The organism is Vibrio sp. QJM3NY_27 (assembly GCF_057785955.1).
Genome location: NZ_CM173511.1, coordinates 262,392 through 285,540 on the forward strand (window position 1 = coordinate 262,392; position 23,149 = coordinate 285,540).

16 protein-coding genes and 17 tRNA genes are annotated in these 23,149 nt (G+C 45.7%); 23 read left to right on the forward strand and 10 right to left on the reverse strand.

The features are described 5' to 3' along the window. Positions 1-31 precede the first annotated feature (31 nt). Positions 32-598 (forward strand): elongation factor P, encoded by a 567-nt coding sequence (efp, locus tag AC3CIA_RS01205; protein WP_004733338.1) that lies wholly within the window; start codon positions 32-34, stop codon positions 596-598. A 745-nt stretch (positions 599-1,343) separates the two neighbouring features. Here efp and frdD read toward each other — a convergent pair. From frdD to frdA, 4 genes are read right to left on the reverse strand one after another with little or no spacing between them, the layout of a single operon-like run. Further along, positions 1,344-1,730 (reverse strand): fumarate reductase subunit FrdD, encoded by a 387-nt coding sequence (gene frdD / locus AC3CIA_RS01210; RefSeq protein WP_029225230.1) that lies wholly within the window; start codon positions 1,728-1,730, stop codon positions 1,344-1,346. 11 nt (positions 1,731-1,741) lie between these two features. Further along, positions 1,742-2,125 carry a fumarate reductase subunit FrdC gene (gene frdC, locus AC3CIA_RS01215; RefSeq protein WP_004733341.1) on the reverse strand — a complete coding sequence of 128 codons (384 nt, stop codon included), beginning with the start codon at positions 2,123-2,125 and terminating at the stop codon, positions 1,742-1,744. A gap of 1 nt (position 2,126) precedes the next feature. After that, positions 2,127-2,891: a succinate dehydrogenase/fumarate reductase iron-sulfur subunit gene (locus AC3CIA_RS01220; protein ID WP_004733343.1), complete on the reverse strand. Its 765-nt coding sequence runs from the start codon at positions 2,889-2,891 to the stop codon at positions 2,127-2,129. Continuing rightward, complete coding sequence (gene frdA / locus AC3CIA_RS01225) at positions 2,891-4,714, reverse strand: fumarate reductase (quinol) flavoprotein subunit (protein ID WP_004733344.1); 1,824 nt, start codon at positions 4,712-4,714, stop codon at positions 2,891-2,893. The genes AC3CIA_RS01220 and frdA overlap by 1 nt, the downstream gene beginning before the upstream one ends. A gap of 451 nt (positions 4,715-5,165) precedes the next feature. Between frdA and epmA the strand changes: the two genes are divergently transcribed. Then, on the forward strand, positions 5,166-6,137 hold the full coding sequence (gene epmA / locus AC3CIA_RS01230; RefSeq protein ID WP_488518409.1) for an elongation factor P--(R)-beta-lysine ligase: 972 nt from the start codon (positions 5,166-5,168) through the stop codon (positions 6,135-6,137). Between the two features lie 33 nt (positions 6,138-6,170). On the opposite strand, the gene AC3CIA_RS01235 is transcribed toward epmA, so the two are convergent. The 5 genes from AC3CIA_RS01235 to rsgA all read right to left on the reverse strand — a co-directional run bounded on the left by AC3CIA_RS01235 (position 6,171) and on the right by rsgA (position 13,199). Continuing rightward, positions 6,171-7,058, reverse strand: coding sequence for a DMT family transporter (locus tag AC3CIA_RS01235; RefSeq protein WP_488518410.1), 888 nt, complete (start codon positions 7,056-7,058; stop codon positions 6,171-6,173). Between the two features lie 176 nt (positions 7,059-7,234). After that, complete coding sequence (locus tag AC3CIA_RS01240; protein ID WP_488518411.1) at positions 7,235-9,115, reverse strand: methyl-accepting chemotaxis protein; 1,881 nt, start codon at positions 9,113-9,115, stop codon at positions 7,235-7,237. A 278-nt stretch (positions 9,116-9,393) separates the two neighbouring features. Further along, positions 9,394-10,809: an SLC13 family permease gene (locus AC3CIA_RS01245; RefSeq protein WP_065207275.1), complete on the reverse strand. Its 1,416-nt coding sequence runs from the start codon at positions 10,807-10,809 to the stop codon at positions 9,394-9,396. Positions 10,810-11,106: 297 nt separating this feature from the next. After that, positions 11,107-12,018 (reverse strand): archaetidylserine decarboxylase, encoded by a 912-nt coding sequence (gene asd / locus AC3CIA_RS01250; protein ID WP_488518412.1) that lies wholly within the window; start codon positions 12,016-12,018, stop codon positions 11,107-11,109. Positions 12,019-12,143: 125 nt separating this feature from the next. Next, a complete protein-coding gene (gene rsgA / locus AC3CIA_RS01255; protein WP_004733350.1) occupies positions 12,144-13,199 on the reverse strand; it encodes a small ribosomal subunit biogenesis GTPase RsgA in 1,056 nt (351 codons plus the stop codon). Between the two features lie 149 nt (positions 13,200-13,348). Between rsgA and orn the strand changes: the two genes are divergently transcribed. The 18 genes from orn (at position 13,349) to AC3CIA_RS01345 (ending at position 16,520) form a co-directional block, all read left to right on the forward strand. Further along, positions 13,349-13,894: an oligoribonuclease gene (orn, locus tag AC3CIA_RS01260; protein ID WP_004733351.1), complete on the forward strand. Its 546-nt coding sequence runs from the start codon at positions 13,349-13,351 to the stop codon at positions 13,892-13,894. Between the two features lie 179 nt (positions 13,895-14,073). Then, positions 14,074-14,149, forward strand: a tRNA-Gly gene (locus AC3CIA_RS01265). A 61-nt stretch (positions 14,150-14,210) separates the two neighbouring features. Further along, positions 14,211-14,287: transfer RNA gene (locus AC3CIA_RS01270), tRNA-Met, on the forward strand. 76 nt (positions 14,288-14,363) lie between these two features. After that, positions 14,364-14,439: transfer RNA gene (locus AC3CIA_RS01275), tRNA-Gly, on the forward strand. Positions 14,440-14,517: 78 nt separating this feature from the next. Beyond that, positions 14,518-14,594, forward strand: a tRNA-Met gene (locus AC3CIA_RS01280). A 76-nt stretch (positions 14,595-14,670) separates the two neighbouring features. Further along, positions 14,671-14,746: transfer RNA gene (locus AC3CIA_RS01285), tRNA-Gly, on the forward strand. A gap of 60 nt (positions 14,747-14,806) precedes the next feature. Beyond that, positions 14,807-14,883 (forward strand) — tRNA-Met (locus tag AC3CIA_RS01290). 75 nt (positions 14,884-14,958) lie between these two features. After that, a tRNA-Gly gene (locus AC3CIA_RS01295) sits at positions 14,959-15,034 on the forward strand. 60 nt (positions 15,035-15,094) lie between these two features. Beyond that, positions 15,095-15,171, forward strand: a tRNA-Met gene (locus tag AC3CIA_RS01300). Positions 15,172-15,246: 75 nt separating this feature from the next. After that, positions 15,247-15,322 (forward strand) — tRNA-Gly (locus AC3CIA_RS01305). Between the two features lie 61 nt (positions 15,323-15,383). Then, positions 15,384-15,460: transfer RNA gene (locus tag AC3CIA_RS01310), tRNA-Met, on the forward strand. A 77-nt stretch (positions 15,461-15,537) separates the two neighbouring features. After that, positions 15,538-15,613 (forward strand) — tRNA-Gly (locus AC3CIA_RS01315). Between the two features lie 51 nt (positions 15,614-15,664). Then, a tRNA-Met gene (locus AC3CIA_RS01320) sits at positions 15,665-15,741 on the forward strand. 77 nt (positions 15,742-15,818) lie between these two features. Then, positions 15,819-15,894 (forward strand) — tRNA-Gly (locus tag AC3CIA_RS01325). An 88-nt stretch (positions 15,895-15,982) separates the two neighbouring features. Further along, a tRNA-Met gene (locus AC3CIA_RS01330) sits at positions 15,983-16,059 on the forward strand. A 77-nt stretch (positions 16,060-16,136) separates the two neighbouring features. Continuing rightward, a tRNA-Gly gene (locus tag AC3CIA_RS01335) sits at positions 16,137-16,212 on the forward strand. 78 nt (positions 16,213-16,290) lie between these two features. Further along, positions 16,291-16,367: transfer RNA gene (locus tag AC3CIA_RS01340), tRNA-Met, on the forward strand. A 77-nt stretch (positions 16,368-16,444) separates the two neighbouring features. Next, positions 16,445-16,520, forward strand: a tRNA-Gly gene (locus AC3CIA_RS01345). 631 nt (positions 16,521-17,151) lie between these two features. Here AC3CIA_RS01345 and queG read toward each other — a convergent pair. Then, positions 17,152-18,294: a tRNA epoxyqueuosine(34) reductase QueG gene (gene queG / locus AC3CIA_RS01350; RefSeq protein WP_171309443.1), complete on the reverse strand. Its 1,143-nt coding sequence runs from the start codon at positions 18,292-18,294 to the stop codon at positions 17,152-17,154. Positions 18,295-18,551: 257 nt separating this feature from the next. On the opposite strand from queG, the gene tsaE reads away from it, so the two are divergent. The 3 genes from tsaE to mutL are packed head-to-tail and all read left to right on the forward strand — an operon-like array spanning position 18,552 to position 23,095. Continuing rightward, the gene (tsaE, locus tag AC3CIA_RS01355) at positions 18,552-19,016 is read left to right on the forward strand and encodes a tRNA (adenosine(37)-N6)-threonylcarbamoyltransferase complex ATPase subunit type 1 TsaE (protein ID WP_004735870.1); all 465 of its coding nucleotides are present in this window, start codon (positions 18,552-18,554) and stop codon (positions 19,014-19,016) included. After that, positions 19,010-20,731 (forward strand): N-acetylmuramoyl-L-alanine amidase, encoded by a 1,722-nt coding sequence (locus AC3CIA_RS01360; protein ID WP_065205755.1) that lies wholly within the window; start codon positions 19,010-19,012, stop codon positions 20,729-20,731. Before tsaE ends, AC3CIA_RS01360 begins: the two co-directional genes overlap by 7 nt. A gap of 51 nt (positions 20,732-20,782) precedes the next feature. Continuing rightward, positions 20,783-23,095 (forward strand): DNA mismatch repair endonuclease MutL, encoded by a 2,313-nt coding sequence (gene mutL, locus AC3CIA_RS01365; protein WP_488518413.1) that lies wholly within the window; start codon positions 20,783-20,785, stop codon positions 23,093-23,095. The last annotated feature ends 54 nt before the right edge of the window (positions 23,096-23,149 follow it).

Sequence of the window (23,149 nt, forward strand, 5' to 3'; positions counted from 1 at the left end):
AAATTAACTCAAAGATGTGGAAGAGAAAATCATGGCGTCAGTAAGCACCAATGAATTCAAAGGCGGTTTAAAATTCATGTTAGATAATGAGCCTTGCGCAATTATCGACAATGAATACGTTAAGCCAGGTAAAGGCCAAGCGTTTAACCGTGTAAAACTTCGTAAACTGCTGTCAGGCAAAGTGTTAGAGAAAACATTCAAGTCAGGCGAAAGCTTTGAGCTTGCAGATGTTGTTGACGTTGAACTAGGCTACCTATACAACGATGGCGAATTCTACCACTTCATGAACAACGAAACATTTGAGCAAATCGCAGCAGACGTAAAAGCAGTCGCTGATTCAGCAAAATGGTTAGTTGAAAATGACGTTTGTACTCTAACGTTGTGGAATGATAACCCTATCACAGTTACTCCGCCAAACTTTGTTGAGATCCCAGTAACTGAAACTGATCCTGGCCTGAAAGGCGATACACAGGGTACGGGTGGTAAACCTGCAACTCTAGCAACAGGCGCGGTAGTTCGTGTACCTCTATTCATCGCTATCGGTGAAGTTGTTAAAGTTGATACTCGTACTGGCGAATACGTTGGTCGTGTAAAATAATTTGATTGTGTCCACCTTGTTTAAGGTGGCTCAGTGAAATAGAAAAGGTCGCTTATGAGCGGCCTTTTTTGTATCTGGCGATCAGGAGAAGCGGTAGGGGCAGATGCGAGTAACCGAGATGCGAGATACGAAGAGCTTGAAGGGCAGATGCGAGTAAACGAGATTCGGGATACGAAGAGCTTGAAGAGCAGATACGAGTAAACGAGATGCGGGATATGAAGAGCGGGAAAGGCAGATTCGAGTAACCGAGATGCGGGATACGAAGAGCAGGAAAGGCAGATTCGAGTAAACGGGATGCGAGATACGAAGAGCTTGAAGAGCAGATACGAGTAACCGAGATGCGAGATACGAAGAGCTGGAAGGGCAGATACGAGTAAGCGGGATGCGAGATACGAAAAGCTGAAAGAGCAGATTCGAGTAAGCGGGATGCGAGATACGAAGAGCGGGAAAGGCAGATTCGAGTAAACGAGATGCGAGATACGAAAAGCGGAAGGGGCAGATTCGAGTAAGCGGGATGCGAGATACGAAGAGCAGGAGCGAGTTAGAGGATAATAGATTCGACAAGCAATAAAAAAGCAGAGCTGGATAACCTAGCTCTGCTTTCGCTTTTCTGCTTTTAAGCTCTTCGAATCTCGATTACTCGAATCCCGCATCTGCTTTTAAGCTCTTCGATACTCGTTTACTCGAATCCCGCATCTGCTTTTAAGCTCTTCGATACTCGTTTACGCGAATCTCGTATCTGCTCTTAAATCATAAAGATGAAGATAACAGACAGTGCGCTGATTAGGCCTGCAACAAAGTAGCAGCCAACTTTACCTGCAACGCCGACGTGGAACTTAAGGTCGTGCATGCCGTGGTGAAGACGGTGCATTGCGTGCCACATTGGTAGTGCTAGTGTACCGATGATGAATAGCGCACCGATAATGCTGGTGGCGAACTCAGAGACACGTTCGTAGCTCATTGCATCCGCATCGATAATGCCCATTGGCACTAAGATACCCAGCACTAAAATCGTGATTGGTGTGATCATCGCGAACCAAGTACCGCCAGCGCCAAATAGGCCCCACCAGATTGGTTCATCAGAGCGTTTAGGATTGTGGTTAACAGGTTTCATTTTGTAATTTGTGTTCATAACGAAGCTCCTTACACCACCATGAGAACGATTAAAGAAATAAATGCCACCGCTGCCCACTGGGTCAGTACGATGATTCTTTTATCTACCAATTTGCCTTTAAGACGGATTGGCATTACTTGAGGCATCATGCTGAAGAAGGTCTGAGCGTGCAGTAAGCTGCCTAGCAGTGCCACGATGTTGATACCAACAACGACAGGGTTAGCCATAAAGCTCAACCAACCTTCCCACGCTTCAGGACCTTTCACTAGCGAACCCAAACCGAAGGTTAGGAACAGAGTGAATAGAATTAAAGGCAGTACAGTCGCTTCACGTAGCATGTAGAAACGGTAGAACGGATGGTTGCTCCACCACGTTCTCTTCATTTCACGAACATAAGGTTTACGATTGCTCATATTACGCTTCCTCCGTCGCTTTAACCGGCTCGCCATCAGGTTTGAACATCGAAATAACGAAGTCCATTGAAGACTCAACTTTACCTTGGTTTACTGCAGCCGCTGGGTCTACTTTCTTCGGACATACGTCAGAACAGTAACCTACAAACGTACAGCCCCAAGCGCCATTGTCGCCATTGATAAGCTTCATACGTTCAGCTTTACCATTGTCACGGCTATCTAGGTTGTAGCGGTGAGCAAGAGCAAGTGCCGCAGGGCCGATGAACTCAGGGTTTAGACCAAACTGAGGACACGCGGCGTAACACAAACCACAGTTGATGCAGCCAGCGAACTGTTTGTACTTCGCCATTTGCTCTGGAGTTTGGATGTTAGTGCCGTCTTCTGGCTTACGGTCGTTACCAATGATGTAAGGCTTGATTGCTTCAAGGCGCTCGATGAACGGCGTCATGTCGACAATCAAATCTTTCTCGATTGGGAAGTTAGCCAATGGTTCAATTTTGAAGCCATTCGGGTAATCACGTAAGAAGCTTTTACATGCCAGTTTTGGCACGCCATCAACCATGATGCCGCAAGAACCACAAATCGCCATACGACAAGACCAACGGTAAGACAGGTCTTTATCTAGGTTATCTTTGATGTAACCAATCGCATCAAGTACTGACATGGTTTCATCAAACGGAACTTCAAAGGTTTGAAAGTGAGGTTCTGCATCGTGCTCAGGGTCATAACGCAGGATTTCAATTTTTTGGATTCGATTCGCTGACATTATGCTTGCTCCTCTTCGCTCTTCTTAGCATTCTCTTCTGCCGCTTTTTCAGCAGCAGCGGCTTTCTCGGCTGCTTCACCGTATAGACGAGCTTTAGGTTGAGATTTAGTAATCTTAACGCCGCTGTAGTCGATAGTTGGTGCTGCATCTTCGTTGTAGAAAGACAGAGAGTGTTTCAGGAAGTTCACATCATCACGTTCTGTGCAGTTGTCGTCTAGACGTTGGTGTGCACCGCGAGACTCTTTGCGAAGAATCGCTGAGTGAACCATTGCTTCAGCAACTTCAAGACCGTAGCCCACTTCGATAGCGTAAAGTAGGTCAGTGTTGAACACTTTGCCTTTGTCTTTAATGCTGATCTTCTTGTAGCGCGCTTTCAGTTCGGTGATTTTGTCGATGGTTTCTTGCATCAAGTCTTCTTGACGGTAGATACCACAACCCGCTTCCATGGTGTGACCCATTTCAGTACGGATGTCAGCCCAGTTCTCATCGCCTTCTTGAGCCAAGATACCTGCGATGCGATCTTCAACCGCTTTAATTTGCTTAGTGATGGCTTCTTCATTCCAGCCTTTGAATTCAGCTGCACGTTTCACGGCTTGTTCACCGGCTACGCGGCCAAATACGACGAACTCAGCCAGAGAGTTAGAACCTAGGCGGTTTGCACCGTGTAGGCCAACTGAAGCACATTCACCAACGGCGAATAGGCCTTTAATGCGAGTTTCACACGTACCGTTAGTTTCAATACCACCCATGGTGTAGTGAACGGTAGGGCGAATTGGGATTGGCTCTTTTGCTGGATCAACGTTTACGTATGCTTTTGCAAGCTCACAGATGAACGGAAGACGCTCTTGCAGGTACTCTTCACCAAGGTGGCGAAGGTCAAGGTGTACGACATCACCAAGTGGGTGCTTGATGGTGTTGCCTTTCTGCTGCTCGTGCCAGAATGCTTGAGAAACTTTGTCACGAGGACCCAGTTCCATGTATTTGTTTTTCGGCTCGCCCACTGGAGTTTCAGGGCCCATGCCGTAATCTTGTAGGTAACGGTAGCCGTTCTTGTTGACGATGATACCGCCTTCACCACGACAACCTTCGGTCATCAAGATGCCAGTGCCCGGTAGGCCTGTTGGGTGGTATTGAACGAACTCCATATCACGCAGTGGTACACCGTGGCGATAAGCCATTGCCATACCGTCGCCAGTTACGATGCCGCCGTTGGTATTGCAGTGGTAAACACGACCTGCGCCACCCGTTGCTAATACAACAGATTTCGCTTTGATCGTAACAAGCTCACCTTCAGACATATGAATCGCGATTAGGCCTTGTACTTCGCCATCTTCAACGATCAAATCCACCACAAAGTACTCATCAAATCGTTTGATTGTGTCGTACTTCATCGAAGTCTGGAACAGAGTATGAAGCATGTGGAAGCCGGTTTTATCCGCTGCGAACCACGTTCTCTCTACTTTCATACCGCCGAATCGGCGTACGTTTACTTCACCGTTTTCTTTACGACTCCATGGGCAGCCCCATTGTTCCATTTGGATCATTTCGCGAGTCGAGTTTTCAACAAAGTATTCAACAACATCCTGTTCACATAGCCAGTCGCCACCGCCAACAGTATCGTTGAAGTGGTTATCTAGGCTATCTTCGTCTTTAATTACTGCTGCTGAACCGCCTTCTGCTGCTACCGTGTGCGAACGCATTGGGTAAACTTTAGAAATCAGTGCTACTTCCAATTCAGGATTAGCTTCAGCCGCAGCGATAGCTGTACGAAGACCAGCGCCGCCTGCGCCGATGACTGCGATATCTGTGGTAATTGTCTTCACAGTTATTCTCCAGTGTGATGCGGAGTATTCCGCTTGTAATTATAAAAAGCTTATTTAGAGAGCAATAAACGGCAGCAACCGTTTCTCACCCCTAAGCCTTAAGTGGTAGGTTCAGTGTACGAGAGGAAGGTATTTGAAAAGTTGATGTATTTGGGTTTTTAGGTCGGTAATGCATATGGGGGCATAGAAATTATAGGTTATGTGACTGCAATCACGGCAATGAATTGTTGATAACCATTCCCCCACAAGACACGTGTTAACGGCTTGTTGAGTATGATTTTCGTTATCAATGTTGATGTGGAAGCTGTATTGATAATTGTATTGTAGAACGTAATTTTCTGGCTTCATTAAAACAACATTTTGCTTTCATCAATAGACAGATAGAAGCTTACAAAAGAGACGAAAGGTGGTAATTTTCGTCGCCTAGAATTCAGTGATATGGAACTTAATAATGCAATCTACATGGCAACCGGCCGCAACCATTAAGCAGTTAAAGCAACGTGCTGATATCCTTAATCAAATTCGTCAGTTCTTTACAGAACGAAACGTGATGGAAGTGGATACGCCTGCGATGAGTCACGCTACGGTGACGGATGTGCATTTGCATACGTTCAAAACTGAATTCGTAGGGCCGGGTTATGCGCACGGCCAGCCATTGTTCTTTATGACCAGTCCAGAGTTTCATATGAAACGACTGTTAGCGGCGGGCAGTGGCTGTATCTACCAAATTTGTAAGTCTTTTCGTAATGAAGAGAATGGCCGTTATCACAACCCTGAGTTCACCATGTTGGAGTGGTATCGCGTTGGCTTTGATCATCATGACCTGATGGATGAAATGGATTTGCTGTTACAGCAGGTTCTAAAATCAGGTGTTGCGGAGCGAATGACTTACCAACAAGCCTTTATTGATGTATTGGGTGTGTGTCCATTAGAAGATTCTATGGATACTTTAAAGCAGGCTGCCGCAAAACTAGGGCTCAGCGACATTGCAGATCCAGAAGACGATCGTGACACCTTGCTGCAGCTGCTGTTTAGTATTGGGGTTGAAGCTAAGATAGGGCAACAAGTACCTGCGTTTGTTTATGACTTCCCAGCATCACAAGCGGCGTTAGCCAAGATTAACCCGAATGATCCACGAGTGGCTGATCGCTTTGAGGTGTACTTCAAAGGGATTGAATTGGCAAACGGCTTCCATGAACTAGATAAACCACAAGAACAACTTCAGCGCTTTGAAGGTGATAATGCCAAACGTATTGAGATGGGCTTATCGCCTCAACCGATTGACCATCACTTGATTGAGGCATTAAAAGCGGGCTTACCAGACTGTGCCGGTGTTGCTTTAGGTATCGATCGTCTGATCATGCTGGCGCTCGGCTACGACCACATCGATGATGTGACGGCTTTCCCGTTCCCGCGTTCTTAGCTTTTTGTTCAGTTAGTCCTACTTACTGCTTGGCTAACTGACCAAAATACCAGTACCCACGACGGCAACAATAGCACCTATCCAAGCGTAGGCATTCGGCCTTTGCTTGGTGTAAAGCCAAAGTATTGGTAACAACATGATTGGCGTGGTCGAAGATAACAGTGCGACCATACCGACATTGCCTTCCTGCAACGCATACAAAATCAGTGTCATTCCCACGGCCATCGCTAAAAAGCCATTAACCGCAGTAATTGTGAATATTTGTTTATTCATTGGATTGATCGCGCGTGAAAGTTTAGCGCCTGTTAAACGAAACAGCGAGTGAGCAACAAAGGCGGTGATCATTCGAATGGCAGAGGCTGCAATTGGGTCGATACTGGTTTGCATCACGGGTTTGGCAATAATGCCGCCCAATGCTTGGCAGATCGCGGCGGTGATTCCCAACGCAACACCAATCCACACCGTGCCCTTAATGGTTTCTAATTGGTTGTTCGCCTGTCCACGACGACCAAAGAAGATTGCGGTTAATACCCCACTAAACACCAACGCCGAGCCAATAAGCTCCACCGAAGTCATGCTTTCGCTAAACAGGAAGTAACCAAGAATCGCCGAGAACACGGCGTGACAAGAGAACAGCAAACCCGCTTGGCGCGGACCCATTCGGTTCAAGCAGGCAAATAGGGCGGTATCACCAATGAAGATGCCAATTAGGCCAGATAGCATCATGGGTGTGACTAGGTCGGCTTCGACACTTGACCACCCACCCGTAAACCAAGCCATGCTCGATAAGATGATCGCGGTACAACCCATTCGCCAGCGGCTATAGGCAAAAGATCCTAAGTGTTGAGCGGGTTTTACTGACATCAGGCTCGCAATCGCCCAAAGAAAAGCGGCAGCTAGAGCTAACCATTCGAATCCCATCTGAATAACATCCTTGTGTCTGGGATAAATTAGCTCATCAATATGCATCAAACCGAACTGAGAACAAAGTGATTCTTATGAAAGAACGACTTTGTTTCAGTGATTAGTTTATGTCAGCTGTCGCTTGCTGGTGTGGTTCAACTTACTTTGCTTGAGGCGCGCTATACCTCAAAGCGCTATACCTTAAAGCTCTCTACGTCTTGGCGCATTGACTCAGCAGCACTGCTCATTTCATTTGAGCTATTGCGACTGCTTTCCGCTTGTTGTGCTAGATCGTCAGAGGCATCTTTGATTCCTTGCGTATTGCGGCTGATGTCCTCGCTTACGGCGCGTTGCTCTTCTGCAGCACTCGCGATTTGCAGCGCCATATCGTTGATTTCCGTGATCGCTTGCGTGATTTTAGTCAGGCTGCCATGAGCTTGCTCGGCGAAGCCAACACTATTCTCTGCCAGTTGAGTGCTGGTGGTCATGCTTTCAACGGCATGTTCGGTATTCTTTTGCAGCGTATCAATCATCACGCGGATTTCTTCGGTCGATCCATGCGTTCGTTGGCTGAGCACTCGAACTTCATCAGCCACAACGGCAAATCCACGACCTTGTTCACCCGCTCGAGCGGCTTCAATCGCCGCATTCAATGCCAACAGGTTGGTCTGTTCGGCAATGCCTTGAATGGTGGAGAGGATCTGGTTGATGCTTTGCGCGTTACTCTCTAATTCACGAATAACATTGGCGGCGTCTTCAACTTGAGTTGCGAGGCCAGTAATCGCATCGCGGTTTTGTTGGATTACCTCTTGGCCTTCGTTACAAGCGGTAGCGGATGCCTGAGAAGCGGATGCGGTTAATTCGGCATGGCTAGCCACTTCGGCTGCGGTAGCCGACATTTCATGAATCGCAGTCGCAATTTGGTTGATATCGTTTTGTTGATTCTCAACGCTAATCGAAGATTGGGTCGCCAGTTGATTGGCTTTCTCTGCATGGTTGTTGAGATCGTGGCTGTGCTCTATCACGCCCTTCAACATGCTTTGCATTTGGCTTAAGAACTGGTTCACAAGCTCGGCAAGTTTACCAATCTCATCCATACGTGTGATATCAATACGCTGAGTGAGATCGCCTCTGCCTTGTGCGAGCTGAGTCAGCGCTTCTGACAAGGTTTGTAATGGAGAAAGTAGGCGGTTGATCACCATTGTGCTCGCAATTGAAATGATGATGTACAACACCAAAGAGGTCAGCGTGATGAATTGAATGGCATCGGATACTGCAGAAAACGCCATGTCTTTATCGATAACGATACCTAACGACCAATCAGTATTCGGGACATTGGCAATATAGACCAGCTTATCGCCTTGACCAGGCCAAGTTAGAGTGGTGATCATTTGGTCTTGGAGCAGTTGTGACACCTTGCTGGTTGTTAGTTCGGGATTCAAACTGGTCAGTGGTTTCTGACTCAGTTCTTCATCACTGTAGGCCACAATGTTGTTATTGCCGTCGACTAAAAACGCAAAACCATCGTTCTCCAGTTTTACATTGAGCACGGTATCAATAATGCTGGTTACGGTTAGATCGGCCGCGAGAACACCTTGTCTATCTCCATTGAATGCTTTCGCAAAGCTGATGACAATGCTGCCGTCAAAGTCCTGATAAGGTTCGGTAATGATGAGGTCTGATGTTGCGTTTGCATCTTTATACCAAGGGCGAGTGCGCGGGTCGTAGCCTGCTGGCCAATCTTCACCTTTGTCGCCATAGGCGATAGTGCCATCGCTGAACCCAGCATAAACAGACAAGAATTGTCCGGCTTGCTTGGTGATCAATAACTCGCGATCAGAGTTGCTATTGCTTGAAATGGTCGATTCATTGGCAAGCATCATATCACTGCGGATTGAGAGCCAATCGGCAATGTAATTGGTGGTGCCAACACTGACATTTTTCATTTCTTGGTTGATCGCGACTTCAGTCTCTTGAGTCAGCTGATTAACCGATATCCAAGCTTGAGCGCCACTTACGACGGCAATAATGACCGCAATGGCGACCTGAATTTTAAACTTAATAGTATGTCTCAAGGTCCATTCCTCTTTTATTAGACAAAAACCTAACTACGTACTTGATGGTAAATTGGTGTGTCTCTGATGCGTGTATAGTGCCGTTGTCTTGATGTTAGTAAATGTGTTTAAAATCAAGAATTTAAAATGACTTATCGTTATTTTTAATAAACCGTGAAGTAGAATCACAATTATCTATCGATTAAAAACTGCTAAACCCTCCAGATAGCGAAATCACGATTGCTATCTGGAGGGTTGTAGTGAAAAGTTAACGTGCTAGGTGATAATAAGTTAACGTGCTAGGTGATAATAAACAGTGCGAGGTAGACCATCAGCAAGCCGACGATCCCTAAGATGATACCCATCTTCGCCATGTCTTTACTTTCGATGAGCCCGGTCGAGTAGGCCAACGAGTTTGGTGGTGTCGATACGGGTAAAATCATACCTAGCGATGCAGAGAAGGCGACCACAACCAGTAGTCCTTGCAGGCCTCCTATCGCAACCAAGCTTTCCATTGATGCACCAATCGCAGCGGCGATCGGCATCAGTAAGTTGGCCGTTGCGGTGTTTGACATGAAGTTCGCCATTAACCAACATACGATGGATAACGTTAGCACTACCGCCGTTGGTGAGAGCGACTCATAATCAATCGCGTGTGCGAGTGCCACGGCTAAGCCTGTTTTATCTAGTCCTATACCAATCGCAATACCACCTGCTACTAGCCACAATACATCCCAGTTAATCAGCTTAAGTTCTTCTTTGCCCATGATGCCCGTTAGGGTAAAGACAGCCAGTGGAATGATAGACACCACATAGGTGTTCATACCATGCAGTTTGGTGGTCATCCACAATAGGATGGTGGCGGCGAAGGTGACGTAAACCACAATCGCACGCCAGCTTTTTCTAAATTGGCCATCAAGCTTGAGCACCATGTTTCTTTCCTTGGACGGGAAAAATTTCTGTAGAAGGAACCAAGCGATGGTCAGTTGAATGATTACGAAGGGCAAGCCCATCATCATCCAGCTAAGGAAGTCGATACTGTTCTCACCCGTCAGGTATTGAAGTGCGATGGCGTTGGGTGGTGTACCTATGGGTGTCGCGATACCACCGGTGTTAGCAGCAATTGGAATACACAACACCAACGCCTTGATCCCCATGTCGCCTTTTGGTGCTGACGCCACGATTGGACCTAGCAGTGCGAGCATCATTACCGTTGTTGCGGTATTTGACATGAACATCGAGAACACGGCGGTGATCAGCATTAAGCCGAGCATAATGAAGCGCGGTTCTGTACCAAATGGTTTGAGCAATACTCGCGCTAAGTTGTTGTCGAGTTCGTACTTAGATGCCGATATTGCGAGAGCGAAACCACCCATGAAGAGGATGATGATTGGTGACGAAAATGCACCGAATATGTCGGTATATTTGATTAAATCACCGAGGTCGTGTCCCGCTGGTGGATTTCTAAATAGGTGTAAGCCTTTGTCGGAAATCATCACCAGTTCAAGCGCAATGATCAAAATGGAAGTGGCGAATACCGGAACGGGTTCAAGCACCCACAGTAGAGCGGCCAACAAGAATATTGCCAACAAGCGGTGTTGAATCAGCGTGAGATCATCGATTGGTATTGAATCTATCGGCATGAATAACACGCCCAAGGGAATCGCAAAACAAATCAACAGCTTGGCTAGAACGCCAACATTGAGTTTAGGCATGTACAAAGACCCTATGAATAAAATATCTTCAAATAGAGTAAGTTATCTGGATTTTTGGTACTTGGAGACGGGTTGTAAAATCGGAAAGTTGTTTAAGGTTTCGACAGTTGTTTTGTTTTTGGTCAATCTTTTTATGAGGCAATTCGACGTACTGCTCGTTGGGAGCAAGGTTGTCGGTAGTTAGATTGGTTGAAGCCTTAAAGGGAAATATCTCGAAATAGATAAGAAAAAGGCGCGTTCTTCTCTAAAAATAGAAAACTAACGCGCCCTTAAAGCTTATTAAGTTAACTCAGAGAGTTAGACTTGGTCTGTGTTCTCTGTTGAATCAACAGTTTCAGTCTCAGCGTCTTTGCCCGCGATATGCGCGAAAGGGGTGCCTAGAACGGTTTTCTCGCCATTTTGCATCGTTTCGTCAAACTTGATTGCGTCTTTAGCGAACAGGTTGATAACCGTTGAACCAAGCTTAAAGCGGCCCATCTCTTCGCCTTTCTTCAAGACGACGGCTGTATCACCTTGTGCAGGGTAATCCCATTTGTAAACTGAGTTACCACGAGGTGGAGTAATGGTGCCAGCCCATACTTGCTCGATGCTGCCAACGATAGTTGCGCCAACCAGCACTTGTGCCATTGGGCCAAACTCAGTATCAAAGATACAAACTACACGCTCGTTACGTGCGAATAGGTTTGGAACGTTCTCTGCCGTTAACGGGTTTACAGAGAAAAGGTCACCCGGAACGTAGATCATCTGACGCAGTGTGCCGTCACATGGCATGTGCACGCGATGGTAATCACTTGGCGACAAGTAAAGCGTTGCGAATTCGCCGTCTTTAAATTCATCCGCTAGAGCAGCATCACCACCCAATAGCTCACGAGCTGAGTAGTTATGGTTTTTAGCTTGAATCAGTTGACCGTCAGTAATTGGGCCAAACTGACTTACGCGAGCATCAGCGGGGTGAACAATCACGGATTCGCCTTCAGCGACAGGGCGCATGCCTTCTTTCAATTCACGTACGAAGAATTCATTGAATGTTTTAAAGTGTTTTGGATCGCTATGCAGAGCTTCATCCATGTTTACTTTGTATTGCTTGATGAACCAGTTGATGATCGCTGTCGTTAAGCCACCCGCTTTAGCAGACGCCAGTTTGCCGACTAGGCGAGTTAGCCCATGCTGTGGGATCCAGTACTGCAATCCAACTTTAATCTTATCCATTGTATTAATTTTCCAATGCTAATTGTTTTTCAATTAAATCTGTCGATGACGGTTTAGGGCGCGAGATGTTACTTAAATTCGCGCCAATTGTCAGTAAATGCACACATTTGTTCACAAAAACGCGATTAGAGATCGGCTTTCTTGCTGCGTGAGTACTGACGGTTATCTTTGTTGTCAGCCATTGTTTCAATAATGCGATGGTAGCTAGCAAAACGTAAGCGGCTAATTTTACCGTCTTCAACGGCTTCACGTAGAAGGCATCCAGGATCGTCATTGTGTTTACAGTCACGGAATTTACAACCACCTAGGTATGGTTTGAATTCAATGAAAGCATCAGTGACTTCATCGGGTTCTAAATGCCATAGGCCGAATTCACGTACCCCTGGGGAATCGATAAGATCACCACCAGAAGGGAAGTGATACAAACGCGCTGCTGTGGTGGTGTGTTGACCCAGTCCTGAGTTTTCAGAAACCGCGCCTTCTTCAATGTCTAATGTTGGCATGAGTGCATTCACGACGCTGGATTTACCTACGCCAGATTGACCAACGAAAATGTTGATACGATCTTTCAGTTCGGCTTCCAACTCTTTGATGCCGTAACCCGACTCTTTACTGACGAACATGACTTTATAGCCGATTTTCTCGTATATTTTCAGCGTTTCGCGGTATTCGCTAATTTGTTGTTCTGTCAGCAAGTCGACTTTATTGAGCACAACTAACGGGGCAATATTCACCGTTTCAGAGGCGATCAAGTAACGGTCGATGATATTAAGTGATAGCTCTGGCAGTACAGCTGAAACGATAACCATTTGGTCAACGTTTGCGGCAACCGGTTTTAGGCCGTCATAGTAATCAGGGCGAGTTAGCATTGACGTTCTTGGCTCAACGGCTTCTACAACACCAGAGATGCCGGCCATTGATTCAAGTCCTGCGCGCCAAATGACTTTGTCTCCAGAAACTAACGTTTCAATACTGCGGCGTAAGTTACAACGGTGAACTTCGTTGGTTTCAAGATCTTCGATATCGGCATGTTGGCCAAAGCGCGTAATTACGAGTCCGCTTTTTGTTCCGCCAAGCATGTTCTCATCCCACTGGATAGAATCTTCTTTCTTGAGTCGCTTGTTCTGGTTGCTACGTACACGACGCACTTGACCTTTGGTTAACTTCTTTTTTTTAGCCACAATTTTTCACTTAACACATCTAACTTGATGATTGAGGACTCAAACGGAATGTTGTTGGTACCATTGATTTCGATGGCCCTAAAGCTAGTTTGAGTATAGTTATTTGGGTATAGTACCTCTTTTATACATAAACAAATAGGCGACGCCTTATGTCCTTTAGCGATCAGAACCTTATTTGGGTTGATCTAGAGATGACAGGACTTGATCCTGAAACTCATAAAATCATTGAAATTGCTACTATCGTTACTGATAGTGAGCTTAACATCCTGGCTGAAGGACCTGTTTTGGCTATTCACCAACCTCAGAGTGAATTGGACAAGATGGACGAGTGGTGTACAACCACCCACACCGGCAGCGGCCTAGTAAAACGAATTCAAGAAAGCACGGTTTCAGAGCAAGAGGCTATTCAACAAACGATTGAGTTTCTTGAGAAGTGGGTACCAAAAGGCAAATCACCGATTTGTGGTAACAGCATTGGCCAAGATCGCCGTTTCTTATACAAACACATGCCAGAGCTGGAAGAGTACTTCCATTACCGTTATGTCGATGTAAGTACCCTGAAAGAGCTGACTCGTCGCTGGAAACCCGAAGTACTTGATGGTTTTTCAAAGTCGGGAAGTCACCTTGCATTGGATGATATTCGTGAGTCGATCGCTGAACTGCAGTACTACCGAAAAACGATTATTAACATCTAATCAGATCAAATGATCACGTTTATCTAACTTTTCAGGGACATAAGAGCTGATTTTTTTGCAAATCTGCGTGCTTTTACAGCAGTTGAGTAAAAACTTTCGTAATTTTGCATTAAGGACTTGCATCACAAAAAAATGCTCTTATAATTCGCAGCCCTGAACGACGAAAGACGTTTCAGATTGCGATACTAGCTCAGTTGGTAGAGCGCAACCTTGCCAAGGTTGAGGTCATCGGTTCGAACCCGATGTATCGCTCCAATTTCTTTCTTAGGATTGATGTTGGGAATATAGAGTCATTAACTCAAATAATGCATCCGGACGCGGGATGGAGCAGTTTGGTAGCTCGTCGGGCTCATAACCCGAAGGTCGTCGGTTCAAATCCGGCTCCCGCAACCACATTACAGCTAAACGTTGATAGCTTCTTTGCAGTAAGAACTTAGTTTTAAGCAGAAAAGATGAACGGTTAGCTTATGCGATACTAGCTCAGTTGGTAGAGCGCAACCTTGCCAAGGTTGAGGTCATCGGTTCGAACCCGATGTATCGCTCCAATTTCTTTCTTAGGATTGATGTTGGGAATATAGAGTCATTAACTCAAGCGTTTATGACGTAAAAAAGAAACATCCGGACGCGGGATGGAGCAGTTTGGTAGCTCGTCGGGCTCATAACCCGAAGGTCGTCGGTTCAAATCCGGCTCCCGCAACCACATTACAGTTACACGTTGAACACTGCCTTGCAGTAGAACTTAGCTTCTTAGCAGACAGGATTAACGGTTAGCTTATGCGATACTAGCTCAGTTGGTAGAGCGCAACCTTGCCAAGGTTGAGGTCATCGGTTCGAACCCGATGTATCGCTCCAATTTCTTTCTTAGGATTGATGTTGGGAAATAGACTCATTGACTTAAACAATGCATCCGGACGCGGGATGGAGCAGTTTGGTAGCTCGTCGGGCTCATAACCCGAAGGTCGTCGGTTCAAATCCGGCTCCCGCAACCACATTATAGCTAAACGTTGATAGCTTCTTTGCAGTAAGAACTTAGTTTCTAGCAGACAAGTTTAACGGTTAACTAAGCGATACTAGCTCAGCTGGTAGAGCGCAACCTTGCCAAGGTTGAGGTCATCGGTTCGAACCCGATGTATCGCTCCAATTTCTTTCTTAGGATTGATGTTGGGAAATAGACTCATTGACTTAAACAATGCATCCGGACGCGGGATGGAGCAGTTTGGTAGCTCGTCGGGCTCATAACCCGAAGGTCGTCGGTTCAAATCCGGCTCCCGCAACCACATTACAGCTAAACGTTGATAGCTTCTTTGCAGTAAGAACTTAGTTTCTAGCAGACAAGTTTAACGGTTAACTAAGCGATACTAGCTCAGCTGGTAGAGCGCAACCTTGCCAAGGTTGAGGTCATCGGTTCGAACCCGATGTATCGCTCCAATTTCTTTCTTAGGAATGATGTTGGGAATATAGAGTCATTAACTCAAATAATGCATCCGGACGCGGGATGGAGCAGTTTGGTAGCTCGTCGGGCTCATAACCCGAAGGTCGTCGGTTCAAATCCGGCTCCCGCAACCACATTACAGTTGAACGTTGATTACTTTCTTGCAGTAAGAACTTAGCTTCTTAGCAGAGAAGATGAACGGTTAGCTTATGCGATACTAGCTCAGTTGGTAGAGCGCAACCTTGCCAAGGTTGAGGTCATCGGTTCGAACCCGATGTATCGCTCCAAATTCTCTCTTTTTAGAGAACAGAGTCATTAACTTAAATAATGCATTCGGACGCGGGATGGAGCAGTTTGGTAGCTCGTCGGGCTCATAACCCGAAGGTCGTCGGTTCAAATCCGGCTCCCGCAACCACATTACAGTTGAACGTTGATTACTTTCTTGCAGTAAGAACTTAGCTTCTTAGCAGACAAGATGAACGGTTAGCTTATGCGATACTAGCTCAGTTGGTAGAGCGCAACCTTGCCAAGGTTGAGGTCATCGGTTCGAACCCGATGTATCGCTCCAAATTCTATTCTTAGAGCCTTGCTCAGAATGAAAATGGTTTAGTCTCATTGTCTTAAACGGTAATGATGCGAAAAGAGAAACATCCGGACGCGGGATGGAGCAGTTTGGTAGCTCGTCGGGCTCATAACCCGAAGGTCGTCGGTTCAAATCCGGCTCCCGCAACCACATTACAGTTAAACGTTGATCACTGCCTTTCAGTAAGCGCTTAGCTTCTTAGCAGAAAAGATGAACGGTTAGCTTATGCGATACTAGCTCAGTTGGTAGAGCGCAACCTTGCCAAGGTTGAGGTCATCGGTTCGAACCCGATGTATCGCTCCAAATTCTTTCTTAGGATTGATGTTGGAAATATAGAGTCATTAACTCAAGCGTTTATGACGTAAAAAATAAACATCCGGACGCGGGATGGAGCAGTTTGGTAGCTCGTCGGGCTCATAACCCGAAGGTCGTCGGTTCAAATCCGGCTCCCGCAACCACATTACAGTTACACGTTAGTCACTGCTTTACAGTAAGCTCTTAGCTTCTTAGCAGACAGAATTAACGGTTAACTAATGCGATACTAGCTCAGTTGGTAGAGCGCAACCTTGCCAAGGTTGAGGTCATCGGTTCGAACCCGATGTATCGCTCCAGTTTTCTTCTAAAAAGCTATTAAGACTCTTTAAGCCACCGTGTTTTTCTTTAGATCACAGAGTTTAAAGACGACCTTAAAGGTCACGCTCTTTCTTTAATGCTGCGAAGCATAATCCCCCCAAAAAGCAAATAATCCTCCATCATGGTGGATATTTTTTTGTCTTAAATTTTTCTTAGCAACTGGAATGCTAGTAAACATCAGGTCTCTGAAGCAGATACTTGAGGTTTTTCACATCTATAAACAGACTTATCCACAAAATGTTAGGTGTGGATAACTTGGTTGATAAAGTTATTTCAGACTTAATTCTTTACATATCCCCAAAAGATCTTTCTTGTTTTCAATATATTAGCTGAATTGTGGCGATCGTAACTTGTTGTTTTTTATCAGTTTGAGTGTTTATCTTGAATTTGATAAAAGATCGTTAACTTGTTGTTTTTTGATCTTAATCATTTATCGGTACTGTGTTTAACTTTGTGAGAGTGTCGGAAGTTTACGAGAGTTCTGAATTTTTTCCACATTGCTAAAATTGAGAACAAGGTCAAACATTGTTCTAAAATTATGTGCAACGAGTTGTCTTAAATCTTGGACTGTTGGCGTCCGCTAGTCCGCCAATCGTTGGTACCTAAAGGCTAGGCGTCTCTCGGTAGTCCTTTTTCCACGATACGGATAAGTCTGTGCTTTTTGGTGGAGACTTTATTCTTGCCTTCTTGGATGCTACTGGCATTCGGCAACTGTTGTAGTTGTTTATTCAAAGCCCACTCAATATGCACATCTAGCATTTCATTTTTGCCTTGATGAGATTCTAGTGTTTCAACAATGCGTTGTTGAAATGGCGCATTGCCCATCGCAACAAAGATATTGCGCAACCACTGGGTGTGGCCGATACGTCTTATTGCTGAGCCTTCCATTTTCTTTAGGAAGGTTGCTTCGTCCCAACTTGAAAGTGAAACCAGATCGGCTTCTTGGAAATCTTCTCTACGATGAAAGTCTTTTTGCTCTGTGAGTTCGGCATGGCGATTCCATGGGCAAACTAACTGGCAGTCATCACAACCATAAATACGGTTACCAATTGCGTCTCTAAATTCTTCCGGGATCACACCATCGTATTCAATGGTTAGGTAAGAGATACACTTGCGAGCATCCACTACGCCATCAGCAATAATGGCACCTGTTGGGCAAGAAGTGATACATGCGGTACATTTCCCGCACTCATCGATACTTGGCGTATCTACTGGGAGAGGGATGTTAACGAGCAGTTCTCCTAGGAAGAACCAAGACCCCGCGTCTTTATCTAAAATTAGCGAATGTTTTCCTGTCCAACCCAACCCTGCTTTTTGAGCAAGCGGCCTTTCTAAAATAGGCGCTGAATCCACGAAAGGACGCGAGTCTAAACCTTCGACTTCTTTTTCGATTCTTTGTCCCAGCTTTTTCAACTGGTTACGGAACAATTTGTGATAATCGCGGCCTAAGGAATAACGGCTGATATAGCCTTGAGTGGTATCGCTTAGGTTAGAAGCAAACTGAGCTTCTGGTGGCAGGTAGTTCATTCGGGCGCTGATCACTCGAATGGTGCCTGGATGAAGTTCATCAGGACGTGCACGCATCATTCCATGTCGAGCCATCCAATCCATTTCGCCGTGGTTGCCAGCATCTAGCCATGCTTGAAGAGGGGCTTCGTGTTCACTTAAATCAACATCGCAGATGCCAACTTTTTGAAAGCCTAGCTCTTTTCCCCAGATTTTAATTTTTTCAGCAAGATGGTCTAGATTCATGGCTTCATTCTTAATTCTTATTTTCTCTGTTTTACAATTAGAGATAAGGCTAATTAAAACTAGGTTCGGCAAAAATGGGGGCGGATCTTAACGGATCTTAACGGATCTTAGTGATATTGACCAGAACTGACGTGTTTTGATCAGTATTTTTCATAGAACTTACACTTGAGTGCTTGTCTACTAAAAGCATCACGGTTTACTATTCTTGTTCTTTTGATTTTTATATAGTCAACGATCGATTTTTAGAGAACGTATTCATGAGCACGAAACAATTTACTTTGAAAGATGAACAAGCAACGATTCAATTAGGAACGGAGCTTTCTAATCTTTGCTCACAGCAGACGACTATTTATCTGCATGGTGATCTTGGCGCAGGTAAAACGACCTTCAGTCGTGGCTTTGTAAAAGCACTTGGCCATCAAGGAAATGTAAAGAGCCCAACGTATACTCTAGTTGAACCTTATCAACTTGCCGATTGGCAGGTATATCACTTCGATCTTTATCGCTTAGCCGATCCTGAAGAATTGGAGTTCATGGGGATTCGTGATTACTTCACACCAGATGCTATCTGTTTGGTTGAATGGCCTGAGAAAGGCTATGGGATGCTACCAGAAGCCGATTTGGACATTGATATTCGTTACCAAGACGACCACCGTATTGTTTCTTTAACCGCTAATAGTGAATACGGACAGCGCTTACTTAGTCAGTTGGAGTTATGTTGATTTCTAGACGCCTTATTTCAGCAGTAGCCATGATGGCTGCTGTTTTTTCTATACTGTTTTCTTCACTTGTTTCTGCAAACTCACTGAAAAGTTTAAGGGTTTGGCCTTCTCCAGAAGAAACTCGTGTGGTTATTGACTTAAAATCAGAAGCGGACTTTAGCTATTTCACCTTGAGTAGCCCGAGTCGTTTAGTGGTCGATTTAAAACATACCAACCTCGCAACTAAGTTACCGGTCGTGGTGAAAGATAGCCCCGTTCTATCTAAGATTCGTAAGAGTTCTCCGCCAGACAAAAATACCTATCGCTTGGTTTTTGAGCTGAAGAAGTCCTCTACAGCGGAGTTGTTTAAACTCAGCCCGACTCCTGGTGGTCAGTACGGACATCGTTTGGTGATCGATCTACCTCATGGTGCGGCAAGCAAGGGGACTACGACGTCGAAGCCGAGTAAACCAACGGTGAGCAAAAATATTAATCAGGTTAAACGTCAGAAGGACATTCTGATCGTGATTGACCCTGGTCACGGTGGTGAGGATCCAGGCTCTATTGGTCCAAGTCGTAAGTATGAAAAGAATGCGACTCTGAGTATTTCTCGTAAGCTTGCTGCACAGTTGAATGCGGTTCCTGGGATCAAAACTCGTATGACCCGTAACGCCGACTACTTTGTAAACCTTAACCGACGTGTCGCGATTGCTCGTGAAAACGAAGCTCATCTGTTTATCTCTATTCACGCGGATGCTTTTACGACCCCTCAACCAAGAGGTGGTTCGGTGTTTGTATTGAATACTCGACGCGCAAATACTGAGATCTCTCGATGGATCGAGAACAAAGAGAAGCAGTCTGAATTACTCGGTGGTAGCGGTGCGGCTTTCACTGGCAATATTGATGATAAGAACGTAAACCAAACTCTGCTTGATTTGCAGTTCAGCCACTCACAGAAAGAGGGCTATAAGCTTGCAACCACCATTCTGTCTGAGATGGGTAAGGTTGCTAAGCTTCATAACAGTAAACCAATCAATACCAGTTTGGCGGTATTACGTTCACCACAGATACCATCGGTCTTGGTCGAGACGGGCTTTATTTCGAATCCGACCGAAGAGAAGCTGCTCTTCCAACGTTCGCACCAAGATAAATTGGCACGAGCAGTGACCAAAGCGGTCGTTAAGTATTTGAAGGCTAACCCGCCAGAAGGGATTATCTTGTCTAATGCAACGTCGTCAACGGGTAGCGTGAGCCAACATAAAGTATCTCGTGGTGAGTCTCTGTCTGTGATTGCGAGTAAATATGGCACCTCGACACAGACGTTGATGAAATTCAACAATCTGAAATCGAGCAGCCTAGCGATCGGCCAAGTGCTTAAGATCCCAAGCAGTGCTTCAGGGTCATCATCAAGCAGCGCAGTGAAAACCAAGACCATAACCCACACGGTTAAGTCTGGAGAGTACCTAGGCAAGATAGCCAGCCGTTACAAAGTACGGGTGGCAGATATCAAACGTGAGAACCGCTTGAAGTCTGAAACATTGAAAGTGGGTCAGAAGCTACGTATTACGGTTGAAGTGAAAGATGTCCCTCTGCGTAAACATAAAGTCGCAAGAGGTGATTATCTTGGCAAGATTGCGTCGAAATACGGCGTGAGTGTTAACAGTATTCGCCAAGCGAATAAGCTACGATCTGACAGCCTAGCGGTAGGGCAGGTGTTGATTATTCCGCACAAGTAAGCTTTTTAACGCAGACATGTTTCCATCAATGGCAGTAAGGTAGCTGTAAATATGACGATCAAAATACTGCCAGCTCGGTTAGCTAACCAAATCGCAGCGGGTGAAGTGGTAGAAAGACCAGCCTCTGTTGTAAAAGAGTTGGTTGAGAACAGTTTGGATTCAGGTGCCACACGTATCGATATTGATATCGAGAAAGGTGGCGCTAAGATGATCCGCGTTCGTGACAACGGCAAGGGCATCGTCAAAGATGAGCTTGCCTTAGCGCTGAGCCGTCATGCTACCTCTAAGATTCATACCCTTGATGACCTTGAGGCGATCGTCAGCCTTGGTTTCCGTGGTGAAGCGCTCGCGAGTATTAGCTCTGTTGCACGCTTAACCATGACTTCACGCCCTGCCACTCAAGATCAAGCTTGGGCAGCACACAGTGAAGGCCGTGACATGCAGGTGAAACTGCAGCCTGCGGCGCATCCCATTGGTACTTCGGTCGAGGTGTTGGACCTGTTCTTCAATACGCCAGCACGCCGCAAGTTCTTACGCACCGAGAAAACCGAATTCACGCATATCGATGAGCTGCTTAAACGTATCGCATTGAGTCGCTTTGATGTGACGATTAACCTTCGTCATAACGGCAAAATGATTCGTCAGTACCGCGCTGCCAAAACACAAGTTCAAGCAGAAAAACGCATCGCTGCGGTATGTGGCAATCCTTTTGTTCGTCATATGCTTAAGATCGAACTTGAGCATCAAGGCCTAAAACTTCATGGCTGGATCACCACGCCAGAAGGAGCAAGACAACAAAGCGATTTGCAATACTGCTATGTGAATGGTCGTATGATGCGTGACAAGCTGATCAATCATGCGATCAGACAAAGCTACGAAACCAGCCTACGTCCAGACCAATTCGCAACTTATGTACTGTTTATTGAATTAGACCCGCATCAGGTGGATGTGAATGTTCACCCTGCAAAACATGAAGTGCGTTTCCACCAAGCTCGCCTTGTGCATGATTTCATTTATCAGGCATTGAGTGATGGACTAGCCCAAAGCAAACAGATTAATGCGGTACCAATCAAGCAGTCTGCGTTTCATCAATCAGAAGCAACGAATTATCAGCAAGATAATGCAATTCCTGAATCTAGTGATACGACGAGTTACCCAACGCAAGAAAGCACTGTCCCTGCTTATTCGGATCAAAACCCAGCATCTGATCAAAGCCCTCCATCTGAAAGGGCGCGACATGCTATTGAGCAAACGCCAGCCTACCCGAGAAAAGCAGAGTCTGAGCGCGCTTATGAGCAACCTCAACACAGCGTTAATGATGGTGGGCAACACTATGGCTCAACAGCCAACCGAGGTTCATCGTCTAACAGAGGTTCTTCAACCAACTTAGATTCGTCTACTAGTATTAGTTCAGCTAACACAGGCTCGTCGCCTCGCGAAACCAGTTTTACCGGGTCTCCTCGTCAAGAGTGGATCGAGTCTCGACCTGAACCTAAAAAAGAGAAAGAGCCACACCAGCATCATGGTGAACCCGCGCCCTCTAAGCGAGAAGTGAAAGCCTACAAAGAGCTTCTGAAAACGCCAGATTTTGATGATCAAGTTGTAGCTCCATCATCTCCTCAAGAGCATGTGGCACCAGTAGGAACCAGAGAAAACATAGAAAATAGAGAAAACATAGAAAATATAGAAGCTAAGCCTGCTCAACAGAATCCTGTTCATTCAAAGCCAAGAGCACCTGTGATGGACTTAGGCAAAGCCGTCTCGGTAGTGGAACGCCAGTATTTGGTAATGGGAAACAAAAACGGCAGCGTATTGGTGTCTCTAGCCAAAGCGGAATTGCTACGTGTGATTGGCCAACTTGATACTCGAGAAGGGGCGTTAAAAAGCCAACCGTTATTGGTGCCTTTATCGATTAAGCTTGGTAGTGAACTTGTCGAGGTTGCTAAGGCGTTGAGCCAAACACTGGCGTTATTGGGGATTGAGCTTAAGGCGCGAAACAGTGAAGCGGTAATGGTGATGGGCGTGCCTTCTCCTTTGAGGCAGCAAAACTTACAAATTTTGATCCCAGATCTGTTATCTTACGCGGCTTCATTAAACGCTCAGATTGTCGATAATCACGCTGCTACTGTTTTTAACGCAGATAATGTTTCTAACGCTGCTAATGTTTTTAACGATATGTTGCCATCATTGGTCAACTGGATCGGGATTCAAACGGCACAAGTAAAAAGCGACTACACTTTATCTGAAGCGGTTCAACTAGTTGGGGAACTTGAACAGCTTTGGCATGGTCTACTTCCATTAGATGATCCAGAGTTTGTCAATCCTATCGACTTTTCAGCGACCATAGCCGCGTTTACGGTTTAACTTTTTCGCGATGGCATTTGTCTTTTTAGCTGAATACGTCGCGACACAAAGCCC